The organism is Blastococcus brunescens (assembly GCF_035320885.1).
GTDB lineage: Bacteria > Actinomycetota > Actinomycetes > Mycobacteriales > Geodermatophilaceae > Blastococcus_B > Blastococcus_B brunescens.
On the sequence record NZ_CP141261.1, the window covers coordinates 1,523,147 to 1,536,829 of the forward strand.

The 13,683-nt window shown below is 70.4% G+C and carries 17 protein-coding genes and 1 riboswitch; of the genes, 11 read left to right on the forward strand and 6 right to left on the reverse strand.

From position 1 onward, the window contains the following. Positions 1-38 precede the first annotated feature (38 nt). The 9 genes from U6N30_RS10150 (at position 39) to U6N30_RS10190 (ending at position 6,154) form a co-directional block, all read left to right on the forward strand. The gene (locus tag U6N30_RS10150; protein WP_324277195.1) at positions 39-308 is read left to right on the forward strand and encodes a DUF1353 domain-containing protein; all 270 of its coding nucleotides are present in this window, start codon (positions 39-41) and stop codon (positions 306-308) included. Beyond that, a complete protein-coding gene (locus U6N30_RS10155) occupies positions 308-493 on the forward strand; it encodes a hypothetical protein (RefSeq protein ID WP_324278231.1) in 186 nt (61 codons plus the stop codon). Before U6N30_RS10150 ends, U6N30_RS10155 begins: the two co-directional genes overlap by 1 nt. Before the next feature lie 173 nt (positions 494-666). Beyond that, positions 667-1,242, forward strand: a complete 576-nt coding sequence (locus U6N30_RS10160; protein ID WP_324277196.1) for a hypothetical protein — start codon at positions 667-669, stop codon at positions 1,240-1,242. A gap of 95 nt (positions 1,243-1,337) precedes the next feature. After that, positions 1,338-2,087: a hypothetical protein gene (locus tag U6N30_RS10165; protein WP_324277197.1), complete on the forward strand. Its 750-nt coding sequence runs from the start codon at positions 1,338-1,340 to the stop codon at positions 2,085-2,087. 696 nt (positions 2,088-2,783) lie between these two features. After that, a complete protein-coding gene (locus U6N30_RS10170; RefSeq protein WP_324278232.1) occupies positions 2,784-3,332 on the forward strand; it encodes a uroporphyrinogen decarboxylase/cobalamine-independent methonine synthase family protein in 549 nt (182 codons plus the stop codon). A 21-nt stretch (positions 3,333-3,353) separates the two neighbouring features. Continuing rightward, on the forward strand, positions 3,354-4,082 hold the full coding sequence (locus U6N30_RS10175) for a glutamine amidotransferase (protein WP_324277198.1): 729 nt from the start codon (positions 3,354-3,356) through the stop codon (positions 4,080-4,082). Positions 4,083-4,163: 81 nt separating this feature from the next. Continuing rightward, positions 4,164-4,493: a hypothetical protein gene (locus tag U6N30_RS10180; protein WP_324277199.1), complete on the forward strand. Its 330-nt coding sequence runs from the start codon at positions 4,164-4,166 to the stop codon at positions 4,491-4,493. Then, on the forward strand, positions 4,493-4,816 hold the full coding sequence (locus U6N30_RS10185; protein ID WP_324278233.1) for a Pr6Pr family membrane protein: 324 nt from the start codon (positions 4,493-4,495) through the stop codon (positions 4,814-4,816). The genes U6N30_RS10180 and U6N30_RS10185 overlap by 1 nt, the downstream gene beginning before the upstream one ends. A 744-nt stretch (positions 4,817-5,560) precedes the next feature. Then, on the forward strand, positions 5,561-6,154 hold the full coding sequence (locus U6N30_RS10190) for a hypothetical protein (RefSeq protein WP_324277200.1): 594 nt from the start codon (positions 5,561-5,563) through the stop codon (positions 6,152-6,154). 630 nt (positions 6,155-6,784) lie between these two features. On the opposite strand, the gene U6N30_RS10195 is transcribed toward U6N30_RS10190, so the two are convergent. Further along, positions 6,785-6,994: a hypothetical protein gene (locus tag U6N30_RS10195; protein ID WP_324277201.1), complete on the reverse strand. Its 210-nt coding sequence runs from the start codon at positions 6,992-6,994 to the stop codon at positions 6,785-6,787. A gap of 750 nt (positions 6,995-7,744) precedes the next feature. Here U6N30_RS10195 and U6N30_RS10200 point away from each other — a divergent pair. Then, a complete protein-coding gene (locus U6N30_RS10200; protein ID WP_324277202.1) occupies positions 7,745-8,074 on the forward strand; it encodes a hypothetical protein in 330 nt (109 codons plus the stop codon). A gap of 1,019 nt (positions 8,075-9,093) precedes the next feature. Here the strand turns inward: U6N30_RS10200 and U6N30_RS10205 are convergent. Further along, on the reverse strand, positions 9,094-9,258 hold the full coding sequence (locus U6N30_RS10205; protein ID WP_324277203.1) for a hypothetical protein: 165 nt from the start codon (positions 9,256-9,258) through the stop codon (positions 9,094-9,096). Positions 9,259-10,201: 943 nt separating this feature from the next. On the opposite strand from U6N30_RS10205, the gene U6N30_RS10210 reads away from it, so the two are divergent. After that, entirely contained in the window at positions 10,202-10,435 is a 234-nt protein-coding gene (locus U6N30_RS10210; RefSeq protein WP_324277204.1) for a hypothetical protein, read from the forward strand. 422 nt (positions 10,436-10,857) lie between these two features. Here U6N30_RS10210 and U6N30_RS10215 read toward each other — a convergent pair whose 3' ends face one another. The 4 genes from U6N30_RS10215 to U6N30_RS10230 form a co-directional block, all read right to left on the reverse strand. Next, positions 10,858-11,187, reverse strand: coding sequence for a GNAT family N-acetyltransferase (locus U6N30_RS10215; RefSeq protein ID WP_324277205.1), 330 nt, complete (start codon positions 11,185-11,187; stop codon positions 10,858-10,860). A gap of 84 nt (positions 11,188-11,271) precedes the next feature. Then, positions 11,272-11,877: a bifunctional hydroxymethylpyrimidine kinase/phosphomethylpyrimidine kinase gene (locus U6N30_RS10220; RefSeq protein ID WP_324277206.1), complete on the reverse strand. Its 606-nt coding sequence runs from the start codon at positions 11,875-11,877 to the stop codon at positions 11,272-11,274. Beyond that, positions 11,874-12,041: a hypothetical protein gene (locus tag U6N30_RS10225; RefSeq protein ID WP_324277207.1), complete on the reverse strand. Its 168-nt coding sequence runs from the start codon at positions 12,039-12,041 to the stop codon at positions 11,874-11,876. Before U6N30_RS10225 ends, U6N30_RS10220 begins: the two co-directional genes overlap by 4 nt. Then, positions 12,034-12,146: riboswitch (TPP riboswitch) on the reverse strand. Its footprint overlaps the gene before it by 8 nt. Before the next feature lie 225 nt (positions 12,147-12,371). Beyond that, positions 12,372-13,295, reverse strand: coding sequence for a diguanylate cyclase domain-containing protein (locus U6N30_RS10230; RefSeq protein WP_324277208.1), 924 nt, complete (start codon positions 13,293-13,295; stop codon positions 12,372-12,374). Between the last annotated feature and the right edge of the window lie 388 nt (positions 13,296-13,683).

Below are 13,683 nucleotides of genomic sequence, written 5' to 3' on the forward strand. Positions count from 1 at the left end.
GTGGTTCGCCGTCGCCCGGCGCGGGCACCGGGTCCGGCGTGCCCTTCCTGCCCGGATCGCTGACCGTCAGCCGCGTCGACGCCGACCGGTGGGAGCTGGTGGACCCGCTCGTCTACCAGGGGCGCCGTGACCGGTTCGTCGTCCCCGCCGGCTTCGTCACCGACTTCGCGACCGTGCCCGGCCTGGTCCGCTGGTTCGTCCCGCGGTTCGGCGCCTTCACGCTCGCGGCGATCCTGCACGACTGGCTGATCACCGAGGGCTCGGGGTGGTCACCTCCCGCGAGGCCGACGGCATCTTCCGGCGGGTGATGCGCGAGGCGGGCGTGCCGGTGCTGCGACGCTGGCTCATGTGGGCGGGGGTGCGGTGGGGAGCGCTGACCAGTGAGCGACGGCGGTCCGGCTGGCTGATGAGTGCCCCCGGCGTCCTCGCGATCACCCTGCTGGCGGCCCCGCTCGTGCGCCGCCGGCGCTGGTCATCGTGCCGGCGCTGGTGATCTACGGGACAGCCGAATGGCTGGTCGCGCTGGTGGCTCCCACGCCGGCGCAGCAACTGGTCATCCGAATGTGACGATCGCGTTGTCTTCCGGATGGTCGGGTTCCGGATCCAGATGATCGGGTTACGGAGGCTGGGACCGACCGCCCCCGAGCCGGAAGCAGGGACCGCTGCATGCGACACCTTCTCGCCGGAGCGTGCTCGCTGCTCTTCCTGACCGCCTGCGGGGGCACGGGAACGCCCACGTCGAGCGGTCCCGACCCCGCGCCGGCACGGACGGACGTTCCGGCCGGCGTCGAGACGGCGCACTGTGCCAGCCCGGAGGGCTACCGGGTCGAGCACCCCGTCGACTGGCACGTCAACCCTGGCGACGTCCTGCCGGGGTGCAGCTGGTTCGCCGCTGAACCCTTCGCGGTGCCGGAGGCGTCGGACGTCCGCGTCGCCGACATCGCCCTGTCCGTGCAGCCCGTCTCCGATCTCTCCGCGCGCCTGCCCGACGAGACGGCACGCAGCACGGTCGAGGTGGGCGGCCGGCCGGCGCTCCGCCTGGAGCTCGTGACCGGCCCGGGCTTCTACCCGGAGGGCACGCCGATCACCACCTATGTCGTCGACCTCGGTCCGGCGCGAAAGGGCGAGGAGGTCCTCGTGGCCGACGCCGTCGGACTGCCCGGTGTCGACCACGAGCGCAACGTCGAGGTGCTCGACGCGATGATGGCCTCGCTCGCCCTGGACGGTGCCGGCCGCGTCTGAGGCGCGCGGCCCGGGGCGGTGACGTGCAGGTCCGGGCCGTCCCACCACCGGCGGGTCGGCGGGTCGCGGCGCTTTCGGGGCTCTAGCCTGCGCGGATGCAGAGGGAGCGAGGGCCCGGGACCCTCGACGGCCCCGGCCAGGGGACACCGCGCGGGATCCGCCGTCTCCTCGGCGCCCTCCTGATCGCCTCGGTCGGGCTAACCCTGCTGAGCCTGGCGCTCCCGAACATCACCGACTGGCCCGTGCTGGCCGATCCCGGCTCACCGGGTCGTCGCCTGGTCGAGGTCGCGGGCGAGCAGAACCTGCCCACCTGGTTCTGCGTCGTCGTGCTCGCCCTCGCGGCGAGCGCCCACCTCTTCACCGCCTTCGCCGCCCGGCGCGAGAAGCTCGCCGACTGGCGGCTGTGGGTGGTCAGCGCGCTCGTCATCGCCGGCCTGTCCCTGGACGACGCCGCGTCGCTGCACGAGCAGCTCGAGGGCATCGGCCGGGCGGCCGGCGCCGGGAGCTTCCCGTTCGCCTGGGTGGTCCCGGGAGCCGTGCTCGGTCTGGTCGTGGTGCTGGCCCTCGGTCGGCTGGCCCTGCGCCTCCGCGGCACCAGCCGCCGGTATCTGACGGTCGGCCTCGCCCTCTTCCTGGGTGCCGCGCTGGGGATCGAGGCACTGAACGGCGCGATCCTCGCGGCGCAGGGCCCCAGCCGTTGGTACGTCGTAATGACGCACCTGGAGGAATTGACCGAGATGGTCGGTGCGGTCCTGCTGCTGGGCTCGGCCCTCACGGCGCTGGCCATCCGCACCACCCCCGACGGCGGGTGGCTGGTCCGGTACGGGGCAGTGCCGGTGGTGTGACTGCCCGTGCTCAGCGACGACACGGTGTTTGCGCGGGCGCGAGACGGTGCGCGTCCCGTGAGCCTCCGTGACGTCCGGGGTAGGGGCTGCGCACCGGAGCGCCGTGGACCAAGCTGCCAGGCATGACCGACACCTCTGGCCCGCCGTTCCGCGCCGACCACGTCGGCAGCCTGCTCCGCCCGGAGAACCTGCTCGCCGCCCGAGGCCGGTACGCCGCGGGCGAGATCGACGCCGCGGAGCTGCGCGGCCTCGAGGACGAGGCGATCGCCGACGCCGTCGGCATGCAGGCTGACGTCGGCCTGCGGACGGCCACCGACGGGGAGTTCCGCCGCGCCTCCTGGCACATGGACTTCATCTACGCGATCGACGGCATCACCAAGGTCACCGACCAGAACATCGTCGTCCACTTCAAGAACTCCGACGGGAGTCTCGACTACACCCCGGCGGGGCTGCACGTCGACGGCCCGCTGCGCATCGAGCAGCCCATCTTCGGCGAGGACTTCGGCTACCTGCAGTCGGTGGTGGCGGAGGGGCAGACCGCGAAGCTGACGATCCCGTCGCCCTCGATGGTCCACTACCGCGGGGAGCGGCGGCCATCGATCCGGCGGTCTACCCCGACGAGGACTCCTTCTGGGACGCCCTGTCGGCGGCCTACGCCCAGCAGGTCCGGGGATCGCCGCCCAGGGCTGCACCTACCTGCAGTTCGACGACACCAGCCTCGCCTACCTCAACGACCCCCAGCAGCGCGCCGAGCTGGCCGCGCAGGGCCGCGACGCCGAGCACCTGCACGAGCGCTACATCCGGCAGATCAACGCCGCCCTCGCCGGCCGCCCCGAGTCGCTGTCCGTGACCACCCACTTGTGCCGTGGCAACTTCCGTTCCTCGTGGGTGGCCGAGGGCGGCTACGACTTCGTGGCCGAGGCGCTGTTCGGCGGGCTGGACGTCGACGGCTTCTTCCTCGAGTACGACGACGAACGGTCCGGCGGCTTCGAGCCGTTGCGATTCGTGCCGCCGGGCAAGCGTGTCGTCCTCGGCCTGGTGACGACGAAGCGGCCGGAGCTGGAGAGCAAGGACGACCTCAAGCGGCGGATCGACGAGGCCGCGAGGTACGTGCCGTTGGAGCAGTTGGCCCTCTCGGGGCAGTGTGGATTCTCCTCGACCGTCGAGGGCAACACCCTCACCCGCGACGAGCAGAGGGCCAAGCTCGCGTTGATCGTGGAGACCGCCGGGGAGGTCTGGGGCTGATGCCGACCTAGGCTTCCGCCCGTGCGGCCCTTCCTCCTGCTCTCCTCGCGCGCCGAGGACCTGGCTGCCGACGGCGAGTACGGCGCCATCCTGCGGTTCACCGGACTGGCGCCCGAGCGGCTGCGGCGCGTCCGCATGGAAGCCGGGCCGCTGCCGCGGATCGATCTCGACGACTACGCCGGGATCGTCGTCGGGGGCGGGCCGTTCAACTCCAGCGACCCCGAGGACGCCAAGTCCGCCGTCCAGCACCGGGTGGAGCGGGAGCTGTCGGCGCTGCTCGACGAGATCGTGGCGCGCGACTTCCCGTTCCTGGGCGCCTGCTACGGCGTGGGCACCCTCGGGGTGCACCAGGGCGGCCTCATCGACCGGACGTACGCCGAACCGGTGTCCGCGGTGCGCATCCGGCTCACCGACGCGGGGCTGGTCGATCCGCTGCTGGACGGGATGGCGCCGGAGTTCGACGCCTTCGTCGGGCACAAGGAGGCCTGCAGCGTCCTGCCGCCCCACGCCGTGCTGCTGGCGAGCTCGGCCGACTGCCCGGTGCAGATGTTCCGGATCAAGCAGAACCTGTACGCGACGCAGTTCCACCCGGAGCTGGACGTCGACGGCATCGTCACGCGGGTGCACGTCTACCAGCACGCCGGCTACTTCCCGCCAGAGGAGCGCGACGAGCTGATCGCCCGCCTGCGGCCGTCATCGGTCACCGAGCCGGGCCGGATCCTGGCCAACTTCGTGGCGCGCTACGGCTGAGGTGCGGGCCCCCGGGCGTGATGCCCGGCGTGACCCCACCGCGTCCGGACCGCGTCGCCCTCGCCCGAACCTGGTGGGACCGTGCTGTTCGCCGTGGTCGCGGTCTCAGTGTCGGTCGGGTTCGTCCTGCACCTGGTCGATCCCGCGGACGACTTCCTGGGTATCGGTGCGCGGATCGTCCGCTTCGTCAGCTCCTTCACGATGCGGAGCAACCTGCTGGTCCTCGCCGCCGTCCTGCCACTGGTCCGCGGCCCCGACCACGACGGCCCGGTCTGGCGCGTGGTGCGGCTCGCGTCGCTGCTGGGCATCACGATCACCGGACTGGTCTACGTCGCCGTCCTCGCGCCCTTGTACGACCCGCGCGGCATCGACTCCTGGACGAACGCGGGGAGCACTACGTCTCGCCGGTGATGACGGTGCTGGGCTGGCTGCTGTTCGGTCCCCGGCCACGGATCACCGGCGCGGTGGTCGCGCGCGCCCTGGTCTGGCCGGTGCTCTGGATCGCGTGGATCCTCGCCCAGGGCGCGGTCACCGGCTGGTACCCCTACGACGTCATGTCGGTGGCCGTCCAGGGCTACAAGGTCGCGCTGCGCAACCTCGCCGTCGTCGTCGTGCTCGCGCTGGGGCTCCTGCTGATCGACCTGCTGGTCGACGGGTGGCTGCCGAGGACCGACCGGTCACCGGCGCCAGTCGGATCGCCGGTATGCGAGCGGCCGCTCACCTCGCCGAGGTGAGCGGCCGCGGACCTCGCTCGAACCGGGTCAGGCCGAACGGTCGTCCCGCGGCCGGAGGGGACACCGGCGTTGAAGACGTCGAGGGTGTAGCGGTCGAACTGCTCGAGCGACCGCCGGGTGAACCGGCCCATGCGGCCCGGCGGCCGGCCGCCCGGTTCCCTGCCGGGGGTGTGGCGCCCGGCGGAGCGGCGGTCGGGGAGCGCCCCGGCGGCCAGCCCCTCCCCGGACTCCTCGTCGAAGCCGTCGGCCAGCTCGTGGGCCAGCTCGTCGTTGCCGGACGCCACGACGGCGTTGACCTTGTGCACGTAGGCAGCGTGCATGCGGACGAGTACCCGATCCTTGGCCGGCGCGACGGCGGGGACGGGAAGGGCCCCGGGGAACTGGTCGCCGTGGTCGTCGTTGACGGGTGTCGGTCGAGTGGTGGTCATGCGTGGTCCATCCGTCTCGTGGTGTCGGGCGACGAGGTCGCCGGAGGTGGCGCCGCACAGCTGTACGGCGGGAGTTCGTGGGGATCGCAGCACTGCGACATCGGCGTCGGTGCCGGGGCCGGGCCTCGCGCGCTGCCGCCGTCGGCGGTACGCGGTCGTGGTGGCCGGTCGGTGCCCGCTGGGGCACGTGCCCAGTCTAGGAGCGGGCCGGTGGCGGGTCGGGGTCCTGGCCGGGGAGCCGCGGTGACATTCCTCGCCTCCTCGCGTGGGTACGTTCCCGACCGAGGGGGCGCGCCCCGCACCGGGAGGTGGGTCGGTGACCGATCGAGAAGCTGGACGTCCACGTGCTCCGCGCGAGGGCACGGGTGCATCGGCCCCGGCCGGGTCGACGCCGCGCTGGGTCACCGTGGGGCTGCCCGCGCTCGCCCTGGTCGTCGCCTTCGGCGTCGCGGGCGTCGTCCTGGCCGACGGCAGCCCGGTGCCCGGGGTCCCGACGGGCGGCGTGCCGTCGATGAGTGCTCCGGCACCGCCGTCCGAGCTGGAAGGGGAATGGGTCGGGAAGGCGACGCCGACCCGCTGTGCCGGCTTCGACGACGAGGCCTGCTCCGGGACGCGGTCGATCACCCTGACCGTCGAGTGCTCCGGGAACCGCTGCGCCGTCACGCCGTTCGCGCCCCGCTACGGCAGCCCGCCGCTGCAGTTCGTGGACGGGGTGCACCGGGCCTCGGGGCCCGTACCGGCGGACGCCGCACCCACCTGCGGCGGCGCACCCACCAGCAGTGCCCTGTGGCGACTGGAACTCGTCGTCCGGGACGGACGGCTGGGCGGCAGCTACCAGGAGTCCACGGTCCAGGGGTTCGACTGCGGCGCCACAGGCGTGGAATGGCAGGTCCTCTTCGACCGGGAGTGAGGCGAACGCGCCGCGGCCCCGACCTCGCGGGGAGGTCGGGGGCCACGGTGTCAGCGGGTGAAGATCAGATGTCGTAGTACATCGCGAACTTTGCCTGCGTGTTTGGCTATTGTTGGTTGTCGCTCAATTAGGCCGCGGACCTGCGGGTTTGGGGTTTGGTGGGGTTTGCCGACGTGGGGTGCGATTGGACATCGTGCGGACTGAGTGCGGACTGCATCGGGGACCTGGGGGTCCTCTCCGGAGCGCTCATCCGTCCTCACCTCGCAGGGCCGACGCGCTGCAGCGGGTAGCCCATCGACACCGGGCACCCGGCGACGCCGCGGCCGAGCAGGCTCTCGCCGAGCTACGCGGGCGGTGCTCGACCGTCTTCGTCGCGGGGATCTCCATGGCGCACCATCACGCTGAGCTGGCCCGGTGGCAATCGGAATCTAGGCCTACTAGTAGGCCCGCGAGGTGAGCTGCCGAAGTCGTCGGATGGCTCGGAGGCCGAGGGCTCACCATGGAGGCTCCGCTCGCGCGATGCGAGCGCGGCGGGCAGCTGGCCCAGCTGTGCCTTGCACTGCTCGATTTGGGCGGGCGAGCGGCCGTAGGCCGTCGCGCCCGCCCGAACGTTCAACGAGTGCTGAGGGCTCAGGCCGCCAGCCGGTCCACCGCCCCGGCGCTGAGCAGTCCGGCTGTGGTGAGCGCGGCCAGCAGCCGGTCGGCCCGCTCGCGGAGCAGCCCGGAGGCCGCCGCATCGAGGCCCTCGGACCCGTCGTCCAGGCATCGCGCGAGCAGCGCCAGGACCTCGGGTGGGGGAACGGCAGCGGGCCGCTTTGGGGCGGGGATGCGAGTGACCATCCCGCACGGGCAGGACCCCCGGTCTTCGGCGCCAAGTGCTTGCCGCCGGAGCACCATCCAGATTCGAACATCGTCGAACTCAACTCCTCACTGAGTCGGGCCCCTACGCCGTCCGTGCTGGGCCGTGGCACCAAAATCCCATCAGCCCCTCCTGTAACACGGCGCGCCGCGCCAGTACGTATCCATACCGTGACGTTCGACACAAAATTCATTGCCTGCGTCGAACGCGGGGCAGCCCCCGCCTCCCGAGCATGGGCAGCCCCTGTGGATCACCGACTCTGGCAGCGTCGCCGGGCTGACGGATGCGGTGACTTGCGAGTCCCACACCCATTGGAGATGCATCAACATCGAGAAGCGCACACTTACTGCATCTGCAGGGGCTCTTGTGAGTCATTCCCGACAAAACTTCCGGGTGAACCTTTCACTGCTGAAACTCTCATAGCGTGCCCTCTGAGCTGCGCTTATAGGCATGGGAAGCCGTTGGCGGACGACGGCCAGTTGTGGACGTCCTGCGGACTATCTGCGGACTCCGTGCGGACCAAAGGTTGACCCCTCGGGCTAGGTCGTTGACCGTTCCGGAGGTTTGGCGGGCGGACGGTCATCCAGCGACATGGCGCCGGGGGCCCGGTCCGGCCTGGGCCTGGGCCCGGGCCCACGGCTACGCGGTGCTGGATGGGCCGCCAAGAGTGACCAGGAGGTGTCCGGCTTGGTCTGACGGGTAGGGCGAGACCCGACGAGGTGGCCACGGGGGTGGCGATGATCGACAGTCAGTGGATCACGTGGGAGCTGTGTCCGCGCTGTGGGGACCGAGCGGCGGTCGGTTGGCGCGAGGTCGGTCGGTTCGTGGGCCCCGTCGAGTTCGACTGTCGCAACGGCTGCCGCGTGAACATCTGTGAGGTGGTGAGGACGTGCCCGTCCGAGCGAGCCGCCCGCATTGAGCACCGTCACGTGGATGACGCGCGCGATGCTTCGGAGGTCGCCTGCGACGCGGTGCGCCGGGGAGCTGTGGCCATCACGATCGCCGCCGGATTCGGGGGCGCGGCTCGGGTGACGATCGTCTGGCGGCCCGAGCACTCGTGACCGATGCGCCGGTGCGATCGGTAGTCAGGCCGATCGCTGCCAGGGGCGCAGGCGACTGGCGAGTACACGTGCAATGCCACCGGTGGCTGTCCGCGGGCCGGTAGCTGTGGTATCGGCGCCGGACTCGGCTGCGGCCGTGTCGTCCAGGAGGGGTACCGCACGGAGGCCGGTCCGTGGGCGCAACTCCGGCAGGCCCGGCGCGCTGGCGGCGTGCTGGCCGTACGACAGGCAGAGCGGTGAGATCGCTACGGTGTCGGTCAGTTCATCGACGTCATCACGCGCTGGCTCTGGTTCAGGGGCACGGTGTCGAGCCCGCGAGACGGCCGTCGAGTCCGGCTGCGCGTGGTTCCACTTCACGCGTGCTTTATCGGCAGTCTGTGGCCGGTCCCTGACCGTGCCAGTCGCCTCGCCGCTGGGCATGGCAGGGGTTGCTGTCCGGAGACGCTCGTTGTCAGCGGCGGGAAGTCGTGGTGGAAGTACCTCAGGTGGAGACTTGATCCGCCGGGAGGATGGTCACGAAGGTCTCGCGGTCTTCCTTCACTTCGACGTAGCACCAGCCGTCGGTGAAGCGCACGTGGCAGTCCGGATGATTGGGTGACAGAGGACGGACCAGGCGGTGACGGCCGGCCGGTCACGGCCGTCCCCGAAGTTGTGAACACCGTCCATCGCATGATCTTGCCGGGGCCTTGCGCTGCTCACGGGCGGTATATCCCCGTTCTCGATGTGGGAGAGCGCTTCAACCCGCATATCCTTATCGATGTGACCTCCGACGCACCCACGGCGGCGATCCCCTGCCGGGGGTGCTCTCACGGATACGTGGAGCACGACAACACCGGCGGCCACTGTGGCGTCCGGATCGGAGGTTCTTCCTCACCTGCGGTCGCGCTTACCTGCCCCTGTTCCGGGTTCCGGTGGGTCGATCCGGGCGGGCCAGCGGTGCGCAGCTATCGGGAGCCGCCGACCGTGCGCATGTAGGCGCACTGCGACTCGCGGATGGCCCACGCAGCGACGGGTGGAGTTCATGCGGCTCGTTCCGACTTCCTGGCGCGGTCGATCCACTGGCGCTTCTCGCGTCTTGCCATGTCCGCCCAGTCCCAGGAGATCGCCGTCTCCGCTGTCGTGAAGCGCCACATGTCGAACGCCTTGCGGCCGGAGAGTTCCTCGGCATCGGTCCAGTCGGACACGCAGTTCTCCTTGAGGGAAGCCAGAAGAGGTGCCCGCACATGTTCGCCTGACCGCCGTGGGCTGTCGAGACTTTCCCGTTATATTTCCGTGATCTGCACATCGCTCCGATCGCGAGCCAAGCCCCTGCGCGGTTTCCCTGCCTGACCCCCACTGCAGAAGCGGGCAGTCATCCACCTGGGGGCCGACACCGTAGGTGCACGGGCCCACCGCGCCCAGCGGCGCACCACGACGGCAGCTGTGTTGCGCGGCCGAAGTGCGGGATCGAGATGACGGGGTAGTAGCTCGCGCCAGGCAGCCTCCGGGCTGGGGAAGCCAGCCCTGGGGACCGATCGCTCCTCACTCGCCAGGATGAGCTGTTCTCCGCCGCCGTTCCGGCGCCACCGGAATCGGCGCCACCCTTGTCCATGCAGTTTCGGCCGACGCTCCTCTTGCCATGGGATGACCTCGACGCTCAGAGCTGCGCCGAGGACGGGATGCCCGACTGGGCGACGCTGATCGTCGTCGGTCCGATGAAGCGAAGCGACACCCACGGACATGTGACGCTCGAGTGGACGGTGACCGTGGACTGTCGGCCGGCAGTGTGACACAGCCGGACTCAGCGCCAGGACGCCGAAGGCGACGGCCGGGCGTTGTCCGATCGGCCCCGCACGTGCCGGGCGAGGACGGCGGCGTGCGACGTCAGCGCCCAGCCCGGTGCGCCCAGACAGTGTCGGCGAGGGCGTCGGACATCCGGGCGGCGCCTTCCGCGGCCAGAGTCCAGGCAGATCCACGGCCTTCCATCACGCGGCACCGGAGGCCGCTGGCGGATAGCACGAATCCGGATGGGCCGTGTGGCGAAGGCGCGGTTGATGCTCTGGACTGACAACTGTAGGTGCCGCAGGAGCCGAACGGCGGGGGCACTGACTCAGTAGCAGCGATCGTCCGTCGAACAGGAGGAGCGCCATGACCAGCGGCGGCGAAGCCGGTGACGTCACCGGTACCAAGGACAAGGACTACAACATCATCTGGTTCACCGAGGTGTGCCTGAGCAACGCGCTGCGCCTGGAGACCTACATCCAAGACGCTGAGCGGGACGGGGACAACGAGCTCGCCGACTTCTTCCGCCGCGCCCAGGGCGAGAGTCGCAAGGGCGCCGAGCAGGGCAAGCAGATGCTCGCCAGCCGGCTGGCGAGCTGATCGTCGCGATCGACGTGGCCGGCGTGATCCCCGGGAGTGGCATCGCCTCCACGGTTCCCACGCGCCGCGCTCCCGTTCTGCCGTACCGGCGTGGGCGCCCCACGCCAGGAGCAGCGCGGTTCGTCGAACCTTGGGGTCTGGCCACGGCCAGGCCCCAAGGTTCGACGAAGCGGGAAGTTCCCGGGACGGGGAGACAGGCCATTTCGGCGATGAGCTGAGTCCGCCTGGCTGACGGCGGCTGTGCTTGCCAGCCGCTGTCTACAGGTCGGATCCGTGCAGGCGCATGGTTTGGCGGAGGCGGAGGCGACGCCGGCGGTGGCGCGGACGTCGATCGGAATCTTCCAGGTCCTGTTTCCCGGGTCGGATAACGATGGGCGGCTGCTTGCCCTCGGTCTTCCCGGTCGTCGGCTCCGGGTATGTGGTCAGGCTTGGTTCGGTTGGGCGGTCGGTAGCCCGAAGAGCGCCCGGTCGGCTTCGGTGACGAGGTCGAGCTCTTCTGGATGGGTGCGCAGATGCCGGCGGACGAAGGGGCAGTAGGGCAGCACCCGCAGGTGGCGCTGGCGAGCCGTGGCCAGTACTCCGCGGACCAGGATGGTGCCCAGGCCCCGGCCGTGCAGCTGCGGATCGACCTCGGTGTACGGCAGGGTCATGGCGTCGTCGGTGACGTGGTAGCTGGCCCGCCCGACCACCTCGTCCTCGATGCGCAGTTCGAATCGGGCGAGGTTGGGGACGTCGACCACGGTGATCCTCATGGTCGGCGGTCTCCTGTCGTCGTAGGTGCTGCGGCGTGCAGTGTGACGCGACCCTTCCTGCGGCTACTCGGCACGGTCGCGGACCTAGGGCTCTGCTTGCGTGGCGATCCAGCCGAAGTGGTCGAGCGGGCCATGCCCGCCGCCGAGGCGCCAGACGGCCGCGCCGGCCACGGCATCGAGCACATAGGCCTTGGCCGCGCGCAGTGCCGCGGCCGCGTCCAGCCCGCGGGCCAGCCAGGCGGCGGTTGCCGCGGCGAAGGTGCAGCCGGTGCCGTGATTGTTGCGGGTGTCGATTCTCGGGCTGCGGAGCTCGTGCACCGAGCTGCCGTCCCACACGACGTTGATCGCCTCGCCGGCGGCGTCGCTGACCGGGTGGCCACCCTTGACCACGACGGTGGCGGGGCCGAGGGCGCCGAGGGCACGGGCTGCCTCCCGCTGGTCGGCGAGGGTGTGGATCGGGCCATCGAGCAGCACCTCGGCCTCGCGCAGGTCGGGGTGAGCACGGCCGCGCGCGGCAGCAGCGCTGTCCGGTACAGCCGCAGAGACGACACCGAGGGCATCCCTGCCCTCACGCGCGTCGGTGAGGACGTGCAACCCGCCGATCCGCCGGCGAATCTCGGCCGCCCGTTCCGGGCCGGTGGGAAACGGCGAGTCGGTCCGCACCGCGGCGCGCATCCGGCGGCCCGTCACCGAACGGCCTCCGACCGGACGCCCGACCTGCCCCACAGGCCCAGAGCGTCCACCAGGCCCAGCGTCTTCACCGCCGCCTCGGCCAGCGTGATCGGGGCGTCCCGCCGTCCCGCCGGCAGCGGCGAAGGGACGGCCGGCGGATGAGCGGTACCAGACGTGTGCATGGCTCGTGCTCCCTACGCCGGCATTACCCGGTCAGGTTCCAGCGGTCGGTGGCACGTGCAGCCACCCTCTCAGCCCGGCGTGTCCAAGCTCCCGCACACTGCGAAATCGACTCTACGCCTGACACCAGCGGCCGGGCGCCCGCACCTCGCGGGATCACGCGTCGTTCCTGCTGTCGGCCGCGGTGGCTCTGTTCGCCGGCCTTGACCCCGAACAGCTTCTGCTAGGCCCCCGGTCCCGGCTCGGCCTGGACGTTCGGCGGGTCAAGACCGACATCGAGCTGCTGGAAGCCCCTGGGATGCACCGGCGTTGAGTCCAGCGCTTCCCTCGGTTTACTGGTGGCGCCTCGCCTTTTCTGCGTACATGGCTTGGTCGGCGTCTCGGATGATGCGCTCGTAGGCGAGCTGGGGGTCGATCCCGCCGGCGGCGAAGCCGATCCCGATGCTCAGCCCGACGGAGATGACAATCTTGTCGAGTTTCAGCGGTTGGGCGACCTTCGTCCGAAGCCGCTGGGCTAGCAGCTCGGCATCGGCGAGTTCGGTGCTCTCGCAGGCGACCATGAATTCGTCGCCTCCGAGGCGCGCGGCGGTGTCGCTGGCCCGCATGACTGAGCGAAGCCGCTCGGCGAAGGTGGCGAGGAGCTGGTCGCCGACCGCGTGGCCGTGGGCGTCGTTGACGGCCTTGAAATTGTCCAGGTCGATGACGAGCACACAGGTTGGGGTGTTTTCGCGGTGCCCACGGTCGAGGGCATGGCGAAGCCGGTCACCGAAAAGGACGCGGTTGGGAAGGCCGGTCAACGGGTCATGCAGGGCTTGGTGGAGGAGGGTTGCCTCGAGTGCCTTCCGTTCGGTGATGTCCTCGATCACCTTGACCAGGTGGGCCGGATCGCCGCTCGGTGTGGCTTCCACCCAGGACGTGATGACCTGCACGAGCACGGAGCTGCCGTCGGGCCGTAGTAGCCGGCATTCGTATCGCGTCGGTCGGCTGTGGTCAGCCTGCAGGCTGCGGCGCGACAGTTGGGCTGCGGTCACGTCGTCGGGATGTATCAGGTCGAACAGTGATGTGCCACGGAGATCCTCCGGTGTTCGTCCCAACAGGCAGCTCAAGGTTGCGTTGATGCCGGCGAGTACACCCGCGGTGGTGGTGAAGGCCATGCCTGTCGGCGCATTGCGGAACGCGCTTCCCTCGTCGGCCGCGGGAAGGCTCTCCAAGGGATCAGTCACCGCGTACCACGTTCCATCGGTGTCGCCCTCCATCGCTGTCTGTCCGCAGGCCGGACTGCGGGCCCTGCGGCGCTCACAGAGTCTGCGGACGCTGTGAGCGTATGGCGACTGTGGCGAGCCGGCGTAGGTCCCACTACGAAGAGTGAGGCACGCTCACACCAATGAGCTTCAGGGTGCGCCTACTTCGGGTCGTCCTCAGGGAGCCGGAGAGATTAGCGAACTACAGCGGTCTACACCCTCGTTCTCTGGGCCTTGCGCGGTCCCGAGATCGGTGACGTACGGGCGGTGGCGAGCAGCGGATTGCTGCGCCGACGCCGGCGATTGACGGCGGATGCAGGGGCATCCGACGATCTGACGAAGCCCTGGATCCGCACATGGGATGTCCATTAGATCCTTCTCACGTCGGCATGAGACGGATGAT

What these genes read in the sequence shown, in the direction of transcription:
- U6N30_RS10155 (WP_324278231.1), top strand. Translation starts at nt 308, where the DNA reads ATGCGCGAGGCGGGCGTGCCGGTGCTGCGACGCTGGCTCATGTGGGCG.
- U6N30_RS10160 (WP_324277196.1), top strand. Translation starts at nt 667, where the DNA reads ATGCGACACCTTCTCGCCGGAGCGTGCTCGCTGCTCTTCCTGACCGCC.
- U6N30_RS10165 (WP_324277197.1), top strand. Translation starts at nt 1,338, where the DNA reads ATGCAGAGGGAGCGAGGGCCCGGGACCCTCGACGGCCCCGGCCAGGGG.
- U6N30_RS10185 (WP_324278233.1), top strand. Translation starts at nt 4,493, where the DNA reads ATGACGGTGCTGGGCTGGCTGCTGTTCGGTCCCCGGCCACGGATCACC.
- U6N30_RS10195 (WP_324277201.1), bottom strand. Translation starts at nt 6,994, where the DNA reads ATGGTCACTCGCATCCCCGCCCCAAAGCGGCCCGCTGCCGTTCCCCCA.
- U6N30_RS10210 (WP_324277204.1), top strand. Translation starts at nt 10,202, where the DNA reads ATGACCAGCGGCGGCGAAGCCGGTGACGTCACCGGTACCAAGGACAAG.
- U6N30_RS10215 (WP_324277205.1), bottom strand. Translation starts at nt 11,187, where the DNA reads ATGAGGATCACCGTGGTCGACGTCCCCAACCTCGCCCGATTCGAACTG.
- U6N30_RS10225 (WP_324277207.1), bottom strand. Translation starts at nt 12,041, where the DNA reads ATGCACACGTCTGGTACCGCTCATCCGCCGGCCGTCCCTTCGCCGCTG.
- U6N30_RS10230 (WP_324277208.1), bottom strand. Translation starts at nt 13,295, where the DNA reads ATGGAGGGCGACACCGATGGAACGTGGTACGCGGTGACTGATCCCTTG.